A 21,088-nucleotide genomic window follows, 5' to 3' on the forward strand; every position below is an offset into this window, starting at 1 on the left:
CCTGCTAAATAACCGTAAGATGCCAGCGATTAATGGAAAGGCCCTCGCCCTGATCATCGGGCTGATGTGTATATTTGCCGCCTGTGAAAACGTACCTACACCAAAACCACGGGGCTATTTCCAGGTGAAGTTCCCGGAAAGGAAATACCGCACCTTTGACATGGCCGGATATCCCTACACATTTGAGTATCCTGTATATGCGAATATCGTTAAGGACACCTCCTTTTTTGGTGCAGCACCGGAAAATCCCTACTGGATCAATGTCGACTTTCCTTCCCTGAACGGAAAAATCTACATGAGCTACAAGATCATCGGCCCGGGCAACAACAGCTTTCAGAAGCTGGTAGACGATGCCTTTAAAATGACCTACAAGCACACCTATAAGGCGGAATATATCGATGAAAACCGGATCTATACTGCAAATAATGTAAGCGGCACCTTTTACGAAGTAGGTGGCAACGCCGCTTCCTCCAAACAGTTCTTCGCTACAGATTCGGTAAAGCATTTCCTCCGGGGAGCCCTTTATTTTGATGTTACTCCGAATGCAGACTCGCTCGCACCCGTATACAAATTCCTGGAACAGGATATGTGGCATATGGTGGAAACCCTGCGCTGGAGATAAGCCCCGAATACTGTAACTTTGTGGTCTTAATAAGATTGTCTGTATACCATTTCAGGCAAAAGACCATTCCCGATGATCATCATTGACGATAAATACATAAGTGACGAAGTAATTGAAGAGCAATTCGTGTGCAATCTGTCGGCCTGCAAAGGTGCTTGCTGTGTAGCGGGCGACTGTGGCGCTCCTTTGGATAAAACAGAAGTTAAAACCCTGAAGAAAATTTATCCGAAAATCAAATCCTACCTCCGGGAAGATGGTATCAGGGAAATTGAGCACACCGGTACCAACACCATTGATGATGAGTATGGGTATGTGACCCCGATTGTAAATAAGGGCATCTGTGCATATGCCACTATAAACGACCAGGGCATAGTAGGTTGTGGTATTGAAAAAGCATACAACGATGGCGTGGTTGATTTCAAAAAACCCATTTCCTGTCATCTCTACCCTATCCGTATTAAGAAGTACGAAACATTTGAAGCGGTGAACTATGACCGTTGGGATGTGTGCAAACCGGCCTGTAAAAATGGTAAAACCCTGCAGGTGCCGGTGTATCGCTTCCTTAAAGATGCTTTGATCAGAAAATACGGCACGGAATTTTATGAAGTGCTGGATAACATCGCAAGAAACGAACACGGGTAAATCATTTTCAGATTTAACTATCTTTAATTAGGAATATTGCTTGCTTATGCATCAGATAGCATCTACTTTTCTGGAAGAAAGTGAAAAGAAAGCGTCAGATCTCGGCCACCGGCAGACGATCAACTTCAATATAAGTAAATACAATACAGCTGTAAAAGCCGGTAAACAACAGTTTACGGATTTGCCCGGGGCCAGGGAGAGAGCCAAGAACATCAAGTGGAGAGCTATTGAGCACCTGGATAATCACCTGGAAGAATTTGAGCAGAACTTTACCCGTCGCGGAGGTAAGGTGATATGGGCCGAAACCGCTGAACAGGTGCAACAGGAGATACTGGCAATTTGCCAGGCAAAGCAGTGCAAAAGCATAGTGAAGAGTAAGTCGATGGCTACCGAAGAAGTACACCTGAATGCCTTTATGGAAAGCAATGGCATCGAATGCGTGGAAACTGATCTCGGCGAATACATACAACAGCTTGACGGAGAGCCTCCCTACCATATTGTTACACCTGCCATGCACAAAAGCAAGGAAGATGTAGCCCGTTTATTTGCGGAAAAACTGGGTACTGATCCAGGTCTCACTCCTGAACAGTTAACCCTGGTAGCACGCGAAAAGCTGCGCCACAAATACCTCCAGGCAGAAATAGGCATCACCGGCGCCAACTTCATCATAGCAGATACCGGTTCTATAGCCGTTACGGAAAATGAAGGCAACGCCCGTTTAACCACTGCATTTCCTAAAACGCATATTGTATTGGTGGGTATTGAAAAAGTATTGCCCTCTATTACAGACCTGGGCCTGTTCTGGCCGTTGCTGGCTACTTATGGCACCGGACAGCAGGTTACCGTTTATAACAGTATTTTCAGTGGTCCGCGCCAGGAAGGGGAAACAGACGGCCCGGAAGAAATGTACGTGATCCTGATGGACAATGGCCGCACGAATATCCTGCAGGATACCACTGCCCGCGAGAGCCTTTACTGTATCCGCTGCGGCTCCTGTCTTAATGCCTGTCCTGTTTATAAAAATATTGGCGGGCACTCCTATGCCGCCACTTACAGTGGCCCTATTGGCTCCGTGATCACCCCACACCTGAAAGGGATGGATTCATACATGCACCTGAGCTTTGCATCATCGCTTTGTGGCAATTGTACCGAAGTATGCCCGGTTCGCATTAACCTGCATGAACTGTTACTCCACAACCGCCAGAAGGCCGTAGAGGAAAACTATACTTCCGGTGGAGAAAAATTTGCCTGGTTTATGTGGAAGCAGGGCTGTGGCAGCCGTAAAATGATGAATATGGCGAGTGGGAAAATGAAAAATTTCCTGCTGCGGAGATTCTTTGCCAAAAGCTGGGGAGATAACCGTGAATTACCTGTATTTGCAGCCAAATCCTTTAACCAGCTGTGGAAAGAACGGAGATAGCTACTTATCTTTTTTTACTGTAAACTTTACCCTGACTTTTACTTTGGCCGGCTTTCGGTCTGATGCAGGTATCCACGCAGGACCTTCTTTGATCACACGGATAGCTTCAGTATCACATACCTCATTCAGGTGACGGATAATTTTGAAATCCTGCAAGCTGCCATCCGGCATAACGATAAAGGATACACGTACTGTACCGGAATACTTATTCTCAGGGTTAACCGTTTGGGTTTTCAGGTAATTTTCAAAGGCAGTTTCCCCCGTTACCGGAGCGGGCGCCCGGTAGGCCATGTTATCTGCGTCTGATGATACTTCCAGCCCCGCTACTTTACCCGTTACCACTACCTGCGCACTATCAGTGATACTATTCTGCTGGAGTACGCTTACCGAACCTGTGGCATTTTGTTTCTTTTGTACGCCATAACCTATCACCACTACTTCATTCAGCGCATTTCTCTGACTGTCGGGTTTTCCCAATGCCAGGCTGTTTTGCCCACGGATCCTTGTCTGGGTATCTTTTTTACCGGGCTCAGAAGGCACAAAACTCCGCTGATCTTCCCGGCGTTCTGCCTGTACACCCGGCGTTACAGCAGGGATACCGGATAAATCAGGCACCCTTTTGCTGGCAGAAGGAATTGTTTCATTAGCAGTTTCATTTTTAGCGTAAGGTACAATCCTGTCCGTTGCATTCAGAGCCTGTTCCCGGCTTGCCTTCTGCTGTTTAGCTGCTTCAGGCGCAGTTGTTGCAGAAGGAATACTTTTTTCAGCAAGATGATCGGCATTTGCCGGTGGCAGGGCAGTGTCTCCATGTTCAGAGAATACAGGTGAAGCCTGCGGAGATGGCTTCGATGTGTTTACACCGGCAATAGGTGCTGTCCGCTGTTGATTCCAAAGGAACCAACCTGCTGAAAACATCAGGAGTAAAATAGCTGCGGCAGCTGCTGCCCGGTAAATCATAGGACGGATGCGCGCTCTGGAAGCGATCCTTTCCGATAACCTGGAAGCAAGCTCTTTCTGGTGAGCGGCTTGTTCCGGCGTATGCAGCGCGTATCCCTCCAGGGCATCTGCCAGGAACGGATCATCCAGGGCCTGCCGTTCCAGGGCATGCATAGCCCTATCGTCCAGCTCTCCTGCCAGGTATTGGCGGATGAGCCCGGCGAGCTCCTCGGGTTTTATATGTGGCTGCTTATCAGTCATCCTGTTGTTCCATACATATTTTCAGGTTACGCTTTCCATTCTGGATATAGCTTTTTACCTTGTTCATTTCATACCCGGTAATAACACTCACTTCCCGGTAGCTCTTTTCTTTCAGATAGAAGAGGTCTACACTGCGTTTTTGCTCTTCCGGCAAGGTTTCCAGACATTTTTCCATGCTCTTCAGGTTATCTTCCAGGGACATCCCATTTTCATGATGCCCGTTTTCCGGGTTTTCCACAACGGGGTGGTCATCAATAGATACCTGCCGGGATTCCTTATTTTTCATGGCCCGGAGTTTCATTAAACAATGATTCCTGGTAAGTACATGCAACCAACTTTTAAAATTCTGGACCTCATGTTGCTTCAGCTTTACAATTAACTCTTCAAAAATCAGCATTACAGCGTCCTTGCTGGCTTCTTCATCAAAATATCTCAGGCATACTCCATATACCAGGTTCATATAACGCTGATAAAGGGCTGCCAGAAAATCCAGTTTCCCGGTGGCTTTAAACTCACCGATCAACCAGGCATCATCTGCATCCTGCATGATATTTTGTTTGATAAAAGACATTTATGGCTGCTGTTCGCGTTTATAGCCTTAGCTTTTAAAATTATATTGATTTACAAGCCAGCAATACTATTATTTTTTTTGAATATTTATAAGATGAAAATAAGAAAGCACCGGGAATTCCGGTGCTTTCTCTTATAAATTCCAGTAATTGCTGTTAGTGTCTGAAGTGGCGCATACCTGTCATTACCATTACCATACCATGCTGTTTGCAGAACTCAACTGAGTCGTTGTCTTTCACAGAGCCACCGGGTTGAATTACGGCTGTAATACCATGTTCATGTGCAATGCTCACACAGTCGTTGAATGGGAAGAAAGCATCAGAAGCCATGGCCGCACCCTTCAGATCGAAACTGAACTGTCCTGCTTTTTCAATAGCATGACGCAGGGCATCAATACGGGAAGTTTGTCCGCAGCCTTTACCGATCAGCTGTTGATCCTTCACCAGGGCGATGGCATTTGATTTCAGGTGTTTGCAAACGATATTGGCAAATTCCAGGTCGGATTTTTCAGCCGGTGTAGCAGGACGGGCGCCTACCTCATTCCATTCTTTGTAATTCCCGTTATCGCTATCCTGCAGTAATACGCCGTTCAATACATTTTTGAACATGTATTTGCTTTTCACCGGTTGCTTCTGTTCCAGGAGAATACGGTTCTTTTTAGCCTGCAGTACAGTAAGCGCATCTGCATCAAAGCCAGGTGCGATCAGGATCTCAAAGAAGATCTCACTGATAGATTCAGCGGTAGTTTTATCAATAACCTTGTTGGTTACCAGCACGCCGCCAAAAGCGCTTTCCTTATCGCCGGCCAGGGCTGCATCCCAGGCTTCTTTCAGAGTGGCCCTTGATGCGATACCACAAACGTTGGTATGTTTAATAACGGCAAAGGTAGTAGCTTCAAATTCCTGGATAAGCTGGCAGGCAGCATCTACATCCACCAGGTTGTTGAAAGATAATTCCTTCCCGTGCAGTTTGTTAAAAATCTCATCAAGATTGCCATAGAAAACGCCACGTTGGTGCGGGTTTTCTCCGTAACGGTTCACCTGCCCTTCCGGAACAGAAAGCTGGAAATTTGCTCCCGGCTCATTATTCAGGAAATACTGTGAAATTGCCACATCATAGTGGGCGCAAACTTCAAATGCTTTGGCTGCAAAGCTCCTGCGTTCTTCAATAGTAGTAGCGCCATTATTATCGATCAATACCTTTTCAAGGTCTGCATACTGATCTTTGGAAGCAACAATTACTACATCTTTATAGTTTTTGCCGGCGGCACGGATCAGGGAAATCCCGCCTATATCAATTTTTTCGATAATGGTTTGCTCAACCGTAGTACTCTTTACGGTTTCCTCAAACGGATATAGGTCAACGATTACCAGGTCTATTTCCGGGATCTGGTATTCCTTAAGTTGTTCCAGGTCCTGAGGGTTATCGCGACGTGCCAGAATACCACCAAATATTTTTGGATGCAGGGTTTTAACGCGTCCGCCCAAAATAGAAGGATAAGCGGTCAGGTCTTCAACAGCTACGCATTTCACACCAAGGTCTTCAATAAATTTTTGCGTACCCCCGGTGGAGTAAATGGTAACACCCTGTTCACCTAATTTTTTAACTATGTTCTCCAGGTTATCTTTATAGAAAACGGAGATCAGCGCTGATTTAATTTGCTTTTGCATGAATGGAAAACATTAGAAATTAATAACATAGGCTCCCTGGTCCGGAACCGAAAAGAAGCGCAAAGTTAACACGTAACATTCATTTTTCCATTTTCCGGGCTTCGAAATGTAGAGAAGCGACGTAAACCGAGGAAGCACCGGTTATAAATAGTTGTGAAATAATTCATTACATTATAAAAATCCGTATTTTGACCTCGTATCTTTTTTACTTCTCTCCCTAAAGCAAAACGGGAAGCACTAATCAGTTGCCATCAAACTGTTCAGCGCAACTTTAAAACAAATGCGCCCTGCTCTCCAATGGAGTAGTACCTTATTCGCATCATCTCACATTCACTTTTCCATTTCCTGATCCTCCATGAACTGTTGGAAGTAGCCAGAATTAGGGTATCAAAAGTATAAAAATCACTCACCCGGTGGATACTAACAGGCGGGTTACATGTTAACAAAATATAGTTAGTCCGGAATTTTTCAGGTGGTAGCCGTCGGGGTAGCATACTGTCTATGATCAGTAGTTTCTTACCCTGAAAACTCAGAAAACGTCCATATCGCTGAAAAGTGGCTATACTTCCTGTTTGAACGCGCAGATCAGATCGTGCATTCAGAAGTTGTTGTGCCACCGGCAGTTGCCATACACTGTCATTGCCGGCAAATTGTACGTTATTACCTTTTACACAATCAATGGCCGTATAGGCGGGCACGTTATAGACTATCAGACTGCATTGTTGTCTGCAAATCATAATCCGGTGTACACGAACAATGAGGAATGCCCAGGTACAGAAAAGTCCCGTCCACAAACCAGGTCTGAACTTTACCAGCAGCCACAATGCCAGCCCCGCGATTAACAGATAAAGCAACAGGGTTTGAGCAAGAGAGCAGTGAATGTTCCTGATCAGCGCACCTGGCAACTCTCCGATCCATCCAACGCAACTGTTCATTAAAAAAATGAGGTACTTCAGCGTCTTGCCCAGCCAAACTGCCGCCCCTCCGAAAGGGGCAATAAACAGGAGGATCACTTCTCCATAAATAATCAAGGTAGATAAGGGAACGGCCAACAGATTAGCTGGCAGAAAGTAATTAGGGAACTGGTGAAAGTAAAATAAACTCACCGGCGTGGTGCTGATCTGGGCAGCCAGCGATACGGATATCATTTGCCAAAGCCAGTCGGCCCACCTGTATTTACATTGAAGTAACTGATAAACCGGCTGATAAAAAAGCAGGATCCCTAGTACCGCCAGGTACGACAATTGAAATCCTGCATCTGCTACCAGGTAAGGGTTAAAGCATAATAACATGGTAGCTGAAGCGGCCAGAGTGTTATAAATACTACTATGTCGATACAATATGAAACGCCCTATGGTAATGCCTGTAAACATCACGGCAGAGCGGAGCACCGAGGCCGATGCTCCTGTAAGCAATGCAAATCCCCATAGCACCAGCAGAACGATCACTGCTTTTGTGATATTGATCCAGCGATGTACGGGCAACCATTGTAATAACCACAACAGCGTACCATATAACATGGCAAGGTGCATTCCTGATATGGCAATCACATGCACGATTCCTGTATTGCTGTAGCTCCGTACCACTTCCCGGTCAAGATCCTGGCGGTAACCGATCAGCAATGCTTCCGCCATACCTGCTTCAGGTCCGTTGCCGATATATTTTTTCAAATTAGATAAACAATACTCCTTTGCCTGTAGCAATAACTGTTGAACAGGCTGGCCACGGTTATTTGGTAGCCGGTAAAAGTCCTGCGGACGCAGGTACAACTGCTGATAAACCTGTTGCCTTACCAGGAATTGCTGATAATCAAACGCACCGGGATTACCATTGAACTTAACAGTTTCAGGCCTTTTACGGACTATCAGCTCATCACCATACCGAAGGACCTGCGAACCGCTATCTTTTCCCGTATAAAGCAGCAAATACCCTTTTACTGGCATCCATTCACCCAATCTGTGTACCGCCACTACCTGCGCAATGGTTTTAAACGAACGGGGGGTTTCCTGTGGGGGTTCGTTGATACGCAATAAATATAACGGCGTATCATTAGTGCTGGAATAACCGTAAAATCCTTTACTGTGGCGGAGATCAGCTTTATGCAACAGGAGGCCTCCACAACAGCAGATCAATATAAAAATAAATGTTCCCGGTAACCAGGCAGCGGTGAATCGCCACTGTAGCGGCAAATAACGAAATGCCAACACGGCGGCAATGCAACTGCCTGCCAATGCAAAATATAAAGCTGGATACAGCGGTGTATACAACTGAAGTATTATGCCGGCCACTAAGGGTACAATGATACGCAGAAAGGGCGCACGCTTCCAGCACATCACAACAAACAATGTTGATTCAAATTCCATGTAGGGTTAACTTTTATCAGGTATAACAAACCTCGCATTTGCACCTGGCAAAAGTGTTTTGTAAATGTTAAAGGTGGCCGTTTGAGCCGCTAATATTTATATATGATAACTTGAAAACTTTCACTTTCAGTAAATAAATCTTCATCAACCAGCAAATATTAATATTTATACAACATTTTAATAATCAAATCTTAATAAATTATATATTATATCATCTGTTATTGATTAGTTAACATCTCTTTTAAATATAATATTATTTGTAAACTGCATTACCGGTCACGCTATATGAATTGTATCAAGATTCAATAGTCGTGTCTTTAATGGTTATTTTGAGGGAAAAGAAGGAGCCTGATTTTTATCAGGCTCTGTTTTTTTTCAGCTAATCGATAAATAATAAAAGCCCTTCCGATACCGGAAGGGCTTTTATTATTTTATCCTTAAAGGGAGTTTATTTGCTCAGATACATGCTCTTTTCCTTGAACAGCTGCCTGAAGTACGGATCACGCAGATCTTTGATAAAGCGGATCGCTTCTCCCGTAGATTTCATTTCAGGTCCAAGCTCCTTGTTTACACCCGGGAATTTGTTGAAAGAAAATACCGGCTCCTTGATTGCAAAACCGGTCAGTTTCTTTTCAATAGTGAAGTCCTTCAGCTTATTGGCGCCAATCATCACTTTGGTAGCAATATTCAGATAAGGCACCTGATAAGCTTTGGCGATAAACGGTGTGGTACGTGATGCACGCGGGTTAGCTTCAATCACAAACACATTGCCATCCTTGATCGCAAACTGAATGTTGATCAGGCCACGGATATTCAGGGCCCTGGCTATTTTCTCCGCGTAGTACTCCATGGTGGTCACTTCAATCGGCGACAAATTAAAGGCCGGCAGCAAAGCATGGCTGTCGCCACTGTGGATACCTGCCGGTTCAATATGCTCCATCACTCCCATCACATGGAAATCAGTACCGTCAAAAATACCGTCTATTTCTGCCTCCTGGCAACGATCCAGGAAGTGATCGATCAATATTTTGTTTCCTGGCAGATGCCTGAGCAGGCTCAGTACAGATTCTTCCAGTTCTTCTTCATTAATAACAATCCTCATACGCTGTCCACCCAATACATAAGAAGGGCGTACCAGCACCGGGTAACCTACTTCTTTCGCTACATCAATAGCGTCATCTGTATTATAAGCAGTGCCATATTTAGGATAAGGAATACCCAGTTCTTTCAGCATGTCGGAAAAACGGCCACGGTCTTCCGCAATATCCATGTTGTCAAAGGAAGTCCCGATGATCTTCACCCCGTTTGCTTCCAGGCGTTTGGCCAGTTTCAATGCGGTTTGTCCGCCCAGCTGCACAATCACACCTTCCGGTTTTTCCAGTTCAATTATTTCCCAGAGATTCTCCCAGAACACCGGCTCAAAGTACAGTTTATCCGCCATGTCAAAATCGGTGGATACTGTTTCAGGGTTACAGTTCACCATAATCGCTTCATATCCGCAATCCTGGATGGCCTGCAAACCATGGGTACAGCAGTAATCAAACTCAATGCCCTGGCCGATCCTGTTAGGGCCGGAACCTAGTACAATGATCTTCTTCCTGTCTGTAGGAATACTTTCGTTGACAGTATCGAAGGTCGAATAGAAGTAAGGCGTTTTAGCTTCAAACTCTGCACTGCAGGTATCTACCATTTTGAAAGTACGGGTAATGCCCAGTTGCTTACGTTTTGCGTATACTTCGTCTTCATCACAATCACCGAACAACACAGCCAGCTGTGCATCAGAGAATCCGAGTTTCTTGGCATCCCTGAGCATATCTTCGGAAACAGATTGCAGTTCGAGTTCCGCCAACTGTTTTTCCATATTCACGATATCCTGGATCTGGTTCAGGAACCAGCGGTCAATATAAGTGAGCTGGTGAATATGCTTTACGGATACACCGGCCATCAGGGCATCTTTGATACGGAAAATACGGTCCCAGGTAGGGCGCTTCAGTTTCTCTACCAGTTGTTCACTCTTCATAAGCGACTTACCATAGTAACCGAGTCCGATTGCATCGTTCTCGAGGCTCTGGCAGGCCTTCTGCAGCGCTTCAGGGAAAGTACGTCCGATAGACATTACCTCTCCTACTGATTTCATCTGCAAACCTAAAGTATCATCGGCACCTTTAAATTTATCGAAGTTCCAGCGTGGCATTTTTACAATCACATAATCCAGTGCCGGTTCGAAGAAAGCAGAAGTAGTTCTGGTGATCTGGTTTTCCAGTTCATCCAGTGTATAACCAATGGCCAGTTTAGCGGCTATTTTTGCAATCGGGTAACCGGTTGCTTTGGAAGCCAGTGCAGAAGAACGGCTTACACGCGGATTAATTTCAATAGCGATCAGCTCTTCGTTTTCAGGATTGAGAGAGAACTGCACGTTACAGCCACCGGCAAAGTTGCCAAGGTCGCGCATCATTTTCATGGCCTTGTTGCGCATGTCCTGGAATGCAGTGTCGCTCAGGGTCATTGCTGGCGCCACGGTAATGGAATCTCCGGTGTGGATCCCCATCGGGTCCAGGTTTTCCACGGTACAAATGATAACCACGTTATCGTTCTTGTCACGCAATAATTCCAGTTCAAACTCTTTCCATCCGAGTACGGCTTTTTCTACCAGTACCTCATGGATAGGAGATGCTTTCAAGCCACGGTCCAGCGCTTCGTCGAGGTCTTCCCTGCTATGCACAAAACCTCCACCGGTACCACCCAGCGTGAATGATGGACGGATCACCAGGGGAAACCCTATTTCCTGGGCAAATTCTTTACCTTCCAGGAAGGAGTTAGCTGTTCTGGCCGGCGCTACCGGTATACCCAGCTGGATCATCCACTGGCGGAACTGTTCACGGTCTTCCGCTTTATCAATGGCTTTGATGTCAACCCCGATCAGACGAACGTTATTTTTTTCCCATATTCCCAGTTCGTCTACTTCTTTACAAAGGTTCAGCGCAGTTTGGCCGCCCATAGTAGGTAATACGGCATCTATCTGGTTTTCTTCCAGGATCTGCTCAATGCTTTCCACGGTCAGTGGCAGCAAATAAACCTTATCAGCCATCATTGGATCCGTCATGATGGTAGCCGGGTTGGAATTAATCAAAATCACTTTAATTCCTTCTTCCCGCAGCGAACGTGCTGCCTGGGAACCGGAATAGTCAAATTCGCAAGCCTGACCAATAATAATGGGTCCAGAACCGATAATGAGTACAGATTTGATAGATGAGTCTTTTGGCATTTGTGTAATCTATTGAAAATGAAAAACCAAATTGATTTTTCTGCCGTTCGAGGGAACAAAAAAATCGTGCAAAGCTACGGCATTTGAATTTTATAAATGGAAATAAATTTTGTTTGGAAGAAGATTTTTTTGAGAGAGAGAATAAATACCCGTTGTTTTATATGTTAATTTTATCTCATTCAGATAAAAATTTCTTTTATGGAAGGATCGGATGATGGTTTTCTGAACGACGGGTATGAGGAGGCAGATTACCCCGGAAAAAAAACCAGCGTTTTGTCACCATAGCCCACCCCAGAAGCATCATTGAAAATATATACAAGGAACTTGAATTCCTGCTGGATCCGGACCTGGGAAGATCATTATCGCTCATCACCAATTTTGAAGACGCCATCACCTTACGCTTCTACCTTCAGTTACGTATCAACAGGCTCATCACCGAAGAAGCATCAATGGAGAACCTGCTCAGGCACACACTGGCATTGATAAAGAAATTAAACTCCCTGAATTAACAGCAAAAGAACGGTCCCGGATTTTTCCGTATAAATACTTATCCTGATCTCATCTTAATCTCCTAACTTTATCATCCGCAGTTAAAACATACCTGCGCTACAACCCCAAAACGACTGGCACTAATTCTACATCAGCCCTGCCCTGCAGGGAATCTTGCTTCTATTTTATATTTAAACACCCCAAAAATCAAATGTCATGCGTACAGCTGAAATTCATTATGGCGACGATGGTCGCGTAGATGTTGCCGTTCCTAAAGGCACCAAACTGGAAGAAATTACCAAACTGCAATCCATGGTGATCAAACAGATCAATCCCCGCGGCTGCCAGGCCTGCTTATCCGGCGTTCATTTTAACATCCGTGAAAAACTTGAACAGGTGATCAAGGTAGACCTGGATAAAATGGCTGTGATCAAAGACATTGCCATCAAACAACATTAATCCGGATGGGGGTGTGTCAATGGTACAGGGTAGCTCTTAGCAACCTCGTTTAAACCCGATGCACCCTCATTTTAAACTTCCCGCCATGTCACAAGTATTGTCAACTGCCAGGACTGGCCGCCTTTATCAGCAAACTATTCCACAGCTGGGTGTAGGCCTGCTTTATAATCCTTCGCTGGAGTTATACCTCGATGCCTGCCCAGGCATATGCGATTATGTGGAAATCATTCCTGATATGTTCTGGACGGACCGCGGCAACCTCGCACCACACAGGTTTGAGGAAATTGAATCGTGGATGAAAGTGCTGGATAAAATAGCAGCACAATATCCCCTGACCTCTCACAATATCTCCTACTCCCTGGGTAGCGCAGGCATCTTCGATAAATCCTATCTCTATAAAATGAAAGAATGGCATGAGCGCTACCACTTTAAATGGCATAGTGATCATCTCTCTTTTGTAAAAGTGCATAACGAACAACAGGAAGAGCATAATGCCGGGCTGGCCGTACCTGTACCATACGATTATGAAGTGCTGGATATGATAGGTGGGCGCATCAATGCCATCAAACGCGCTATCAGCACACCATTCCTGGTAGAGAACAATGTTTACTTCATTGACCTTCCCGAACAGGAGCTGAGTGAAACAACTTTTCTGAATGAGCTGTCGCACGATACTTCCTGTGGACTACTGCTCGATATCCATAACGTATATACGAATGCGGTAAATCATCACTTCGATGCGAAGGCTTTTATTGCGCAACTGGAACTGGATAAAGTTATTGAAATACATATTGCAGGAGGAAATGAAATGGCCGGCATGTACACAGACTCCCACGCAGGGCCTTGCCCGCCGGAAGTATGGAACCTGCTCGATTATACGTTACCGTTAGTACCAAATTTATGCGGTATCACCTTCGAGTTTCATGAATCTTATTTTCACCTGTTGCAATTTGACGGTATTACCCGCGAGCTGAACAGGGCAAAAGCAGCCTGGAACCTTTATCATACCTGAATACTATGTCACTTCTATCTTTTCAGAAAGCATTAACAGACCTGATTGCCTCCCCGCAATTATGTTTGCAGCTACGCAATGATCCGCAAGCGGTATTGCTACAATACGATTTAACCAACCGCGAGCGCCTGCGACTGCGAACTGTGGTGTATCAGCGGGGCATGTCTGTAAGCTGCACCCTTTACCGGGTTAACCGGATCACGCCTGTTTACACGATGCTTCCCTATACCTGCTTTTTACTGGGAGCACAGCTGATGCCGGTAATAGAAGAATTCTGGGCAATTGATAACCGGTCGGATCTTCAATTCAAAAGGGAGATCAGCATCTTCGGGGAGTTTCTGTTACAGAAACTGCTGAGCGGGGAACTTGTAAATCCTTATCTGCGGGAGATTGTAGTAATGGAACTGGCCATCAATGAATTGAAATTTTTACCGAGGAAATTACTGATAGAAAACAACAACGAAGAAACAGGGCTGCATCCGTTGGTAAGATTGGTGCCATTTGATCATTCGCCCGGGCCATTGCTCACAGCGCTAGCCAACATGCAGCTACCGGAGCAGGAGGAAGATACCGGCGAATACTGGTTACTGCTCGATCACCGGGAGGAAGAGCTTTCTTTCCGTGCGCTGCCCCACAAAAGCAGGGCAGCAGCAGGATGATTATAATTTTATTCTGGAAGACATGACTGCGATAGCTGCTCCCATAACTGCGATCATAGTAAAGGCCACACCAAGATTAGTGGCTTGAGCCACAAATCCTATCAGCGGCGGGCCAAACAGGAACCCGAAATAGCCGATGGTGGAAACCGTAGCCAATGCCATTCCAGGAGGTAATTTCGTAGACTTGCCGGCAGCACTGTATACCAGTGGCACTACGGCAGACACTCCTGCGCCCACTAACATAAAGCCCAGCATAGCCGGAACAAAGTAAGGAAAAATAACCGCCACCAGTAAGCCACTGGCCGTGAGGCCTCCGCTTATCAGCAGCATCTTTTTCACGCCCAGCCGTGTAGTCAGGTAATCGGCTACAAAACGGCCGGAAGCCATTGTGCTCATAAACGCGGCATAACCGGCGCCGGACCATCCTTCCCTTACCTGTATTACCCTGCGGAAGTATACCCCGCTCCAGTCAAACATAGTGCCCTCGCAAATCATTGAGCACATTGCAATAATTCCAAGTGTGAACAGGAACGCATCCGGTTTTCCAAACAGAGAAGGAGCGTTGTTTTCATTGGTAACCCGCACCACCAGCCGGTTCATTGTGAGCGCAACAAGGATCCAGGAGACTGCAGTAACAATTAAAAAGTGATACACCGGCGCAAGATGCAAACCTGTCATCCAGGTACCAAAAGCTGCGCCCGTAAAACCGGCTACGCTCCACAACCCGTGAAACGACGCCATAATAGAACGGCCATACATAGCTTCCACTCCTACTGCCTGCGTATTCACTGCTATATTGGCGAGGTTACCACAAAAACCAAAGAATACAAGACATACACTCAGCTCCCAGGAAGTATGCGCCAGCCCGAGCATTGGCAACACAACAGAATAGGCAACCGCCGCGATAAGCAATACCTGCCGGCTGCCATATTTAGATACCAGTATACCCGCCACCGGAAGGGAAATGATGGACCCTACCGGCAAAGCCAGCAAAACGCTTCCAAGCCCGGCATCATTTAATTTTAATGCCAGCTGTATATCCGGAATACGCGAGGCCCAGCTGGAAAAACATAATCCGGTTAAAAAAAACAAGGCACTCACCGCGATACGGGTAGCCCTTTTATTAATCATTACCATCGATAAATCGTGTAACATCTTCGGTCAGATAAAAGTTGAATTGATCAGATTACCTGTATACCCAGGTTAATATAAGGTTTCAAGGAAGGCAGGTCCGGTTTGTCTGTAATAATTGTATCCAGGCCTGTAATATTACATACTTTAAAAGGTTCTGCCGTTCCCATTTTATCGCTGGTTGCCAGTGCAATGGTTTTATTGGCAGATTCCACCATTGCGCTTTTTACGTCTGCTTCACCAAGATCCAGGCCGGTTACACCTGCATCGGGGTGCAAACTGCAAATGCCCAGGAAGCATATGTCTGCCCGCATTTTTTCCAGCATACGGATGGTATCCATACCGCCGGCTGTTTGGGAATCCTTACCAATCAGCCCACCGGTAAAGATCACTTCAATCACCGGATGCTCAATCAGCTGCGCTACGATGGGTACACTGTTGGTAATAACCCTGATATGCAGGTTAGCAGGAAACAATTTCGCCAGCATCAGGGTAGAAGTACCCCCATCGAGAATAATGGTTTGCCCGTTGTGCAGGTACGACAAAGCTTTGGTAGCAATATGCTTCTTATCATCTTCATGATATACGATACGTTCCTTAAAAGAATAAGGATTCGGGGAATGCGGGATAGCTCCTCCCCGAACTTTTATCAGCTGCCCGTTCTGTGCAAGGGATTCCAGGTCCCTGCGCACAGTATCCTCCGATACCTGCAAGTCGCTGCTAAGCTCTGCCTGCAGTACCTTATGATCTGTTTGCAGCTTTTTAAGAATATAATCCAACCGTTCCTCTCTCAACATAAGTCATGCTATTTTATGCAATATTATGAAAGATTATGCAATAATTTGCGAATTATGGCATAACTTTGCATAAAACAGCAAAATATGGCAAGAATAGCAATCGACATGGACAATGTAATGGCAGATCTCACCCAGCATCTGCTGGACGTATACGCTAAAGAGTACGGGGAAGTAATAGACCCGGAGCGTTTAAACAACATCCCGGAGGGCAGTGCTTTTCCTGAAGGCGTGGCCATGAAAATATTAAGGACTCCCGGCTTTTTCAGGGATATACCGGTAATGGCCGGGGCAAGGGAGGTAGTGAAGGCGCTGGCAGACCAGCATGAAGTTTTTGTAGTGTCTGCAGCAATGGAATTTCCTTTATCACTGGCGGAAAAACACGCATGGCTGAATGAGCATTTCCCTTTCATCAGCTGGAAAAACATTGTATTCTGCGGATCTAAAACCATTGTGGAAGCGGATTATATGATCGACGACCACGACAAAAACCTGAGTACATTTAAAGGAACGCCGCTTCTGTTTACAGCGCCGCACAATTTGCCCCTTACGGATTATAAAAGGGTCAATAACTGGGAAGAAGTAGCCGCCTACTTTGCATTAACTCCTGCCAAAAGCAATGGGGAGCTCCTGGCTGTAAACTAAGCTCAGGACTCACCTGGCTTCCAGGATATTGATCTTTTTTTCAAGGGTGCTCACTTTACGGATATACTGCTGTACTTCCATACACTTATCCAGGTAAGCCTCCGCCCAGTTAACTTCCTGCTTTATTGACTGCGGCCCCATAAAGTAGCCGGGCAACAATCCCAGGTGATGATGTAGCTGCTGTAGCTGTGTATCGCTGAATGCCGCGGAATCGAGCCATTCATGCACTTCACTTATTGATAGCTGCAGCCGGGCCGCCAGTTGTTTATCTTTTATTTTCTGCTTCGCAAGATAGAGCTGCAACAGTTCTCCATGATGCCAGGAATTCCCTTCCAGTGAATTCCAGTTACAGAAATCTTCCAGCGTGATAGGGATGGCTCCCAGCAATATATCCAGCTTTTCTCTTTTGATAGCTGCCAGTGAAAAATAACGATACAATCCCTGTGGGGTTAGTCCGGTTTTCTTTGCATAGTGAAGGATTACAATTCGTTTCTGCCTTAAAATACGCCGTAACCTGGCGCCCGCGTGAACATAATATGGAACTGACATTTACAGAATTCCTGTTTTGGTGAGAAATGGGGTGCATACACAAATATAATACTTTTTTATTCTCAAAACAGGGGTTACTATCTCATTTTATAAATGATTATCAGGATAGCTATCAGCAAATATTATTATAATAACAAACCCGTGATTTTAATCCTTTTGTTTACGGAAGGCAGCCAATTCCTTCTTTAACTGCAGTACTTCATCTTTCAGGGCGGCATGGCTTTTCAGCAGCTGTGTATACTCTTCCAGCTGTTTATAATACTTTTCCCGTAACAGCATCATTTCCTCGCTGTCTGTGTTCCTGCCTTCCTGCAGGGCACCTGGATTAAGAAAACTTTCCACGCTCATATCCAGTCCTTTCGCTACTCTTTCCAGTTCATCCGGTGAGAAACTTTCCTTTTCAAATAGATTGTACATTGTGCGGCGACTCATCTCCAAACGCCCTGCCAGCTTACTTTTGTTCAGCCCTTTCTCTGCGATAATGTGCTGTAAGCGTTCCCCGTGGTGTATGTTTTTTCCATTGGTCAGCTGCATAGCGCCATTCCACCTCATAAACTCTTCCGGGGTAATGCCGATAAGGGAACAAAAGCGCTCCATGGTAGCACGTTTCATGTCGCTTTTCCGCAAGTGGTAATGAGCTATTTGATTTGTAAAACCGGCCATAGTGGCGAAATCTACAATCTTTATCTTTTTCTGTTTTAAGATCTGCTTCAACCGGTGTCCCATGTGTATCAGGCTCGACTGCATCCTTTTTTCATTTTAAATTATGATGCTACATACAGGATGACCTGTCGTATTATCGTATAATTTAACAATTAATATTTCATTCTGTAAATAAAAATATCAATTTAACAAAAAAAATATAAGCCTGTAAACAGCCCTGGCCAACAAAAGGCATACTAACTGTAAAGCGTATACGCAAAAACAGCAACAAGAAATATTTATCGATTTAATAGTTATGAAATCAGAATGATAACAAGCAGGATTATTGTGTAACCAATACACATCATTTTTAGCTTAACGAATCATAAACAAATACATGATTTCACCTCCAAATCAGCCACAGCAGCCTATTACATCACTATATAATTTTTTTATAGAAAGTAAAGTTTTATAATTATAAATTGCATGATTATAAATATATTTGCTTACACCTTAAAGTAACTTTAAAACATGTTCTACTACTCTGACAATTCATTTGTTAACCATATCCGATCATTCTCAAAACAATATCCATTATGAGCAAGGAACCAATAAATGTGCTGCTCGACATTCACACCAAACTTTCAGGTTTACCGGTGGTATTCAGGGAAAAAGTATGTGAAGAATGCAACTGGAGCACACCCACATTCTATCGCAAGATGCGCGGAAAGGATAAGCCTAATCCAAATGAGAAGGGGAAAATCATTCCTGCTCTCAGCAATGCGGAAAAGCAAAAGATCATTGAAATCATGGAAGAGGTATTTGCATCCTGCGAAGAAGACCTGGAAAAATACCGGAAACGTACCCGGTGATCACTTTGCCTTTCATCCGCTGTCTGTAGAAACATCTTCCGTAAAAATCATCATGCGCCGTAAAGCCTTGTTCCCCACCCCGGGCAAACAAGGCTTTACTTTTTGATCGCAGCGAATTTTGTCTGACTCAGGATTATGCTGATTACATAGATTTTATTTTAAGGGGGCTTTTCTATTACACCCTCGAGTGATATTTGCCTGGGCACACCTTCTATTTCAATAACACCCTTTAATGATAGCCTCGCATTGCTGATCCGGACCGGCACACCGTCTGCTTTCCATTCGAACCCGATATTTACCTGTAATACCAAGCAACAGGCATACCTTCCGCCTTCTATTACGCCCTTGAGTGATGTTTGCCTGAGCACATCTTCCATTTTCATTAAAACTCATTAATATTAATAATGCCCGCTGTATTGCTGATCCGGACCGGCATACAGTCTGCTTCCATTGGAACTTCCCTGGCAATGACATCCACCACACAGCTGTGATACCGGCATACAGTCTGCTTCCATTGGAACCCGATGTTTGCCTGCAATGCCTGAGCACAGGCACATCTTCTGTTTCTATTAAACCTTTGTACAATACCTGTCCTCAATGCGGGCTAACACGCTGCTGTTCCGTTAAAAACGCCGACCACCGATAACCTTTTAACCGGAGCCTTATTTAACTTCCCCACTGTTTCGTTGAAACTCATTGGATCCGGATGCTGTCGGGTTTGTGCATATCGATTCCGTTGAAACCCATTGGAAAAATCCCGCCTGCACCTGCAAACTATCCTTAATGCTTAGCACATTACTAAATCTCTCATCAACTAAGTTTTTCTTTTTAAAACTAAATTCTTAGTTTTAAGATTATAAACAACTTTTTATGCATCGGACAATCCAATGTTTTTTCAGCCTGATTTTGCTTATTTCTATAGCTTCTCCCGCACGGGCACAGGATTCTATCAATCGCGCACAGGTAATGGACTATCTTCAGAACCAGCAATATGAAGCCGCCATCAGCTATCTGCAGCCGCGGGTACAGGAAAATAATATCGGTCAGCTATCCCTCCTCGCCTATACTTACTATCTGTCCGGAAAAACAAAAGATGCTATTAACCATTATGAAAAAGTATTATTGCTGGATAGTAACAATGTGGCGGCCCATCAATATCTTGCCGGCATCAGTATGCAGATGGAAAGCCCTCTCCCCGCCGTTTTTCATTACCGGCACCTCATCCGGCTACAGCCCACTAATGCCACTGCATGGAAACAACTTAGTTTTGCCTGCTTCGCTGCACAACAACCGGACACAGGGTTCGTTTACTTGCAGAAAGCATATGTCCTTAATCCGGCAGATCCAAAAGTGACCGCCCGGCTTGGGGAAGAACTGATAGAGAAACAACAGTATCCGCTGGCAGACAGCATTCTACGCGCCTTCCTGAAAACGGACTCCCTTCAACCCTCTGTTATTATGACCGCTATCAGGTCTGCCTGGTTCCTGAAAAACTACACCCGCTGTACAGACCTGGGCACCCAACTGATGCGAATGAATATTTTATCGCCCAATACCTTCAGTATTGTAGCTGCCGCCTGGTACACCCTTAAACAATACCAGCAATGCATTGGAGTATATGAATACCTGCAGGCTAACAAAGGGCAGTCGGAAACCATTATGTATTATGCCGCCCTTGCCTATACGGAATTAAAAAACTATACCGCCAGCAATGAACTGCTGCAAACCTGTATAGATATGGCTACTTCCAAAAGCCTGAATAGCTATTACAGCGGGAAATCAGCAAACTATGAAGGCATGCGTCAGTACAAACCGGCTATCGCCAACCTGGACACAGCCTATTACCTGTTCCACCAACCCCTCCACCAGTATAGCATTGGCCGTATCTACGAAGTACGTTTGCATAACAAACAAATGGCCACGCGATACTATAAACGTTACCTGCAACTTGGCAATCCTGCTAACCCCCAGGAAGCAGATGTTTACAAATACCTCCGCACATATGTTGAAAAATAATCTGCTTCTAATATGATTTTTTAGATTATTTCCAGCAAAACATCTGGTTTTTCTTAAATTTAAAGCCCGTT

Annotated in this window: 19 protein-coding genes; 9 read left to right on the forward strand and 10 right to left on the reverse strand. The window is 45.0% G+C overall.

Going from position 1 to position 21,088, the window contains the following annotated elements; all coding sequences use genetic code 11:
- The first annotated feature begins 19 nt into the window (after positions 1 to 19).
- The 3 genes from gldD (at position 20) to ABIE50_RS02135 (ending at position 2,684) form a co-directional block, all read left to right on the forward strand.
- Entirely contained in the window at positions 20 to 622 is a 603-nt protein-coding gene (gldD, locus tag ABIE50_RS02125; RefSeq protein ID WP_209856493.1) for a gliding motility lipoprotein GldD, read from the forward strand.
- A gap of 72 nt (positions 623 to 694) precedes the next feature.
- Positions 695 to 1,264: a DUF3109 family protein gene (locus ABIE50_RS02130; protein ID WP_209856491.1), complete on the forward strand. Its 570-nt coding sequence runs from the start codon at positions 695 to 697 to the stop codon at positions 1,262 to 1,264.
- Positions 1,265 to 1,310: 46 nt separating this feature from the next.
- Positions 1,311 to 2,684: a LutB/LldF family L-lactate oxidation iron-sulfur protein gene (locus ABIE50_RS02135; RefSeq protein WP_209856489.1), complete on the forward strand. Its 1,374-nt coding sequence runs from the start codon at positions 1,311 to 1,313 to the stop codon at positions 2,682 to 2,684.
- Here ABIE50_RS02135 and ABIE50_RS02140 read toward each other — a convergent pair whose 3' ends face one another.
- The 5 genes from ABIE50_RS02140 to carB form a co-directional block, all read right to left on the reverse strand.
- Positions 2,685 to 3,881, reverse strand: a complete 1,197-nt coding sequence (locus tag ABIE50_RS02140; protein WP_209856486.1) for an energy transducer TonB — start codon at positions 3,879 to 3,881, stop codon at positions 2,685 to 2,687. It abuts the gene before it with no gap.
- The gene (locus ABIE50_RS02145; protein ID WP_354027846.1) at positions 3,874 to 4,428 is read right to left on the reverse strand and encodes an RNA polymerase sigma factor; all 555 of its coding nucleotides are present in this window, start codon (positions 4,426 to 4,428) and stop codon (positions 3,874 to 3,876) included. The genes ABIE50_RS02140 and ABIE50_RS02145 overlap by 8 nt, the downstream gene beginning before the upstream one ends.
- Before the next feature lie 178 nt (positions 4,429 to 4,606).
- Positions 4,607 to 6,121: a bifunctional phosphoribosylaminoimidazolecarboxamide formyltransferase/IMP cyclohydrolase gene (purH, locus tag ABIE50_RS02150; RefSeq protein ID WP_209856483.1), complete on the reverse strand. Its 1,515-nt coding sequence runs from the start codon at positions 6,119 to 6,121 to the stop codon at positions 4,607 to 4,609.
- Positions 6,122 to 6,381: 260 nt separating this feature from the next.
- Complete coding sequence (locus ABIE50_RS02155) at positions 6,382 to 8,484, reverse strand: ComEC/Rec2 family competence protein (protein WP_209856481.1); 2,103 nt, start codon at positions 8,482 to 8,484, stop codon at positions 6,382 to 6,384.
- 448 nt (positions 8,485 to 8,932) lie between these two features.
- Positions 8,933 to 11,749, reverse strand: coding sequence for a carbamoyl-phosphate synthase large subunit (carB, locus tag ABIE50_RS02160; RefSeq protein ID WP_142684720.1), 2,817 nt, complete (start codon positions 11,747 to 11,749; stop codon positions 8,933 to 8,935).
- Positions 11,750 to 12,454: 705 nt separating this feature from the next.
- On the opposite strand from carB, the gene ABIE50_RS02165 reads away from it, so the two are divergent.
- From ABIE50_RS02165 to ABIE50_RS02175, 3 genes are all read left to right on the forward strand, one after another.
- Positions 12,455 to 12,697, forward strand: a complete 243-nt coding sequence (locus tag ABIE50_RS02165; protein ID WP_209856479.1) for a hypothetical protein — start codon at positions 12,455 to 12,457, stop codon at positions 12,695 to 12,697.
- 85 nt (positions 12,698 to 12,782) lie between these two features.
- Positions 12,783 to 13,709 carry an MbnB/TglH/ChrH family RiPP precursor modification enzyme gene (locus ABIE50_RS02170; protein WP_209856477.1) on the forward strand — a complete coding sequence of 309 codons (927 nt, stop codon included), beginning with the start codon at positions 12,783 to 12,785 and terminating at the stop codon, positions 13,707 to 13,709.
- A gap of 5 nt (positions 13,710 to 13,714) precedes the next feature.
- A complete protein-coding gene (locus tag ABIE50_RS02175) occupies positions 13,715 to 14,368 on the forward strand; it encodes a hypothetical protein (RefSeq protein WP_209856475.1) in 654 nt (217 codons plus the stop codon).
- On the opposite strand, the gene ABIE50_RS02180 is transcribed toward ABIE50_RS02175, so the two are convergent.
- Both ABIE50_RS02180 and ABIE50_RS02185 read right to left on the reverse strand, forming a co-directional pair.
- Positions 14,369 to 15,523: an MFS transporter gene (locus ABIE50_RS02180; protein WP_209856473.1), complete on the reverse strand. Its 1,155-nt coding sequence runs from the start codon at positions 15,521 to 15,523 to the stop codon at positions 14,369 to 14,371.
- A gap of 26 nt (positions 15,524 to 15,549) precedes the next feature.
- Entirely contained in the window at positions 15,550 to 16,296 is a 747-nt protein-coding gene (locus ABIE50_RS02185) for a DeoR/GlpR family DNA-binding transcription regulator (protein ID WP_209856471.1), read from the reverse strand.
- 84 nt (positions 16,297 to 16,380) lie between these two features.
- Here ABIE50_RS02185 and ABIE50_RS02190 point away from each other — a divergent pair, with 84 nt between their 5' ends.
- Complete coding sequence (locus ABIE50_RS02190) at positions 16,381 to 16,938, forward strand: 5' nucleotidase, NT5C type (protein WP_209856469.1); 558 nt, start codon at positions 16,381 to 16,383, stop codon at positions 16,936 to 16,938.
- Positions 16,939 to 16,947: 9 nt separating this feature from the next.
- On the opposite strand, the gene ABIE50_RS02195 is transcribed toward ABIE50_RS02190, so the two are convergent.
- Positions 16,948 to 17,487, reverse strand: coding sequence for a hypothetical protein (locus ABIE50_RS02195; RefSeq protein WP_209856467.1), 540 nt, complete (start codon positions 17,485 to 17,487; stop codon positions 16,948 to 16,950).
- Positions 17,488 to 17,634: 147 nt separating this feature from the next.
- On the reverse strand, positions 17,635 to 18,234 hold the full coding sequence (locus tag ABIE50_RS02200) for a helix-turn-helix domain-containing protein (protein WP_209856465.1): 600 nt from the start codon (positions 18,232 to 18,234) through the stop codon (positions 17,635 to 17,637).
- Positions 18,235 to 18,725: 491 nt separating this feature from the next.
- Here ABIE50_RS02200 and ABIE50_RS02205 point away from each other — a divergent pair, with 491 nt between their 5' ends.
- Positions 18,726 to 19,001, forward strand: coding sequence for a hypothetical protein (locus ABIE50_RS02205; RefSeq protein WP_142684711.1), 276 nt, complete (start codon positions 18,726 to 18,728; stop codon positions 18,999 to 19,001).
- A gap of 158 nt (positions 19,002 to 19,159) precedes the next feature.
- Here the strand turns inward: ABIE50_RS02205 and ABIE50_RS02210 are convergent, their stop codons facing one another.
- Complete coding sequence (locus tag ABIE50_RS02210; protein ID WP_209856463.1) at positions 19,160 to 19,384, reverse strand: hypothetical protein; 225 nt, start codon at positions 19,382 to 19,384, stop codon at positions 19,160 to 19,162.
- A gap of 487 nt (positions 19,385 to 19,871) precedes the next feature.
- On the opposite strand from ABIE50_RS02210, the gene ABIE50_RS02215 reads away from it, so the two are divergent.
- Complete coding sequence (locus ABIE50_RS02215) at positions 19,872 to 21,017, forward strand: tetratricopeptide repeat protein (RefSeq protein WP_209856461.1); 1,146 nt, start codon at positions 19,872 to 19,874, stop codon at positions 21,015 to 21,017.
- The last annotated feature ends 71 nt before the right edge of the window (positions 21,018 to 21,088 follow it).

The organism is Chitinophaga sp. OAE865 (assembly GCF_040546735.1).
GTDB lineage: Bacteria > Bacteroidota > Bacteroidia > Chitinophagales > Chitinophagaceae > Chitinophaga > Chitinophaga polysaccharea_A.

Bases quoted from the DNA above. Each gene is read 5' to 3' on its own strand.
- ABIE50_RS02130 (WP_209856491.1), top strand. From the start codon at position 695: ATGATCATCATTGACGATAAATACATAAGTGACGAAGTAATTGAAGAG.
- ABIE50_RS02180 (WP_209856473.1), bottom strand. From the start codon at position 15,523: ATGTTACACGATTTATCGATGGTAATGATTAATAAAAGGGCTACCCGT.
- ABIE50_RS02200 (WP_209856465.1), bottom strand. From the start codon at position 18,234: ATGCAGTCGAGCCTGATACACATGGGACACCGGTTGAAGCAGATCTTA.
- ABIE50_RS02165 (WP_209856479.1), top strand. From the start codon at position 12,455: ATGCGTACAGCTGAAATTCATTATGGCGACGATGGTCGCGTAGATGTT.
- ABIE50_RS02175 (WP_209856475.1), top strand. From the start codon at position 13,715: ATGTCACTTCTATCTTTTCAGAAAGCATTAACAGACCTGATTGCCTCC.
- ABIE50_RS02190 (WP_209856469.1), top strand. From the start codon at position 16,381: ATGGCAAGAATAGCAATCGACATGGACAATGTAATGGCAGATCTCACC.
- purH (WP_209856483.1), bottom strand. From the start codon at position 6,121: ATGCAAAAGCAAATTAAATCAGCGCTGATCTCCGTTTTCTATAAAGAT.
- ABIE50_RS02170 (WP_209856477.1), top strand. From the start codon at position 12,783: ATGTCACAAGTATTGTCAACTGCCAGGACTGGCCGCCTTTATCAGCAA.
- gldD (WP_209856493.1), top strand. From the start codon at position 20: ATGCCAGCGATTAATGGAAAGGCCCTCGCCCTGATCATCGGGCTGATG.
- ABIE50_RS02210 (WP_209856463.1), bottom strand. From the start codon at position 19,384: ATGAAAATGGAAGATGTGCTCAGGCAAACATCACTCAAGGGCGTAATA.
- ABIE50_RS02155 (WP_209856481.1), bottom strand. From the start codon at position 8,484: ATGGAATTTGAATCAACATTGTTTGTTGTGATGTGCTGGAAGCGTGCG.
- ABIE50_RS02135 (WP_209856489.1), top strand. From the start codon at position 1,311: ATGCATCAGATAGCATCTACTTTTCTGGAAGAAAGTGAAAAGAAAGCG.
- carB (WP_142684720.1), bottom strand. From the start codon at position 11,749: ATGCCAAAAGACTCATCTATCAAATCTGTACTCATTATCGGTTCTGGA.
- ABIE50_RS02205 (WP_142684711.1), top strand. From the start codon at position 18,726: ATGAGCAAGGAACCAATAAATGTGCTGCTCGACATTCACACCAAACTT.
- ABIE50_RS02195 (WP_209856467.1), bottom strand. From the start codon at position 17,487: ATGTCAGTTCCATATTATGTTCACGCGGGCGCCAGGTTACGGCGTATT.
- ABIE50_RS02140 (WP_209856486.1), bottom strand. From the start codon at position 3,881: ATGACTGATAAGCAGCCACATATAAAACCCGAGGAGCTCGCCGGGCTC.
- ABIE50_RS02185 (WP_209856471.1), bottom strand. From the start codon at position 16,296: ATGTTGAGAGAGGAACGGTTGGATTATATTCTTAAAAAGCTGCAAACA.
- ABIE50_RS02145 (WP_354027846.1), bottom strand. From the start codon at position 4,428: ATGCAGGATGCAGATGATGCCTGGTTGATCGGTGAGTTTAAAGCCACC.
- ABIE50_RS02215 (WP_209856461.1), top strand. From the start codon at position 19,872: ATGCATCGGACAATCCAATGTTTTTTCAGCCTGATTTTGCTTATTTCT.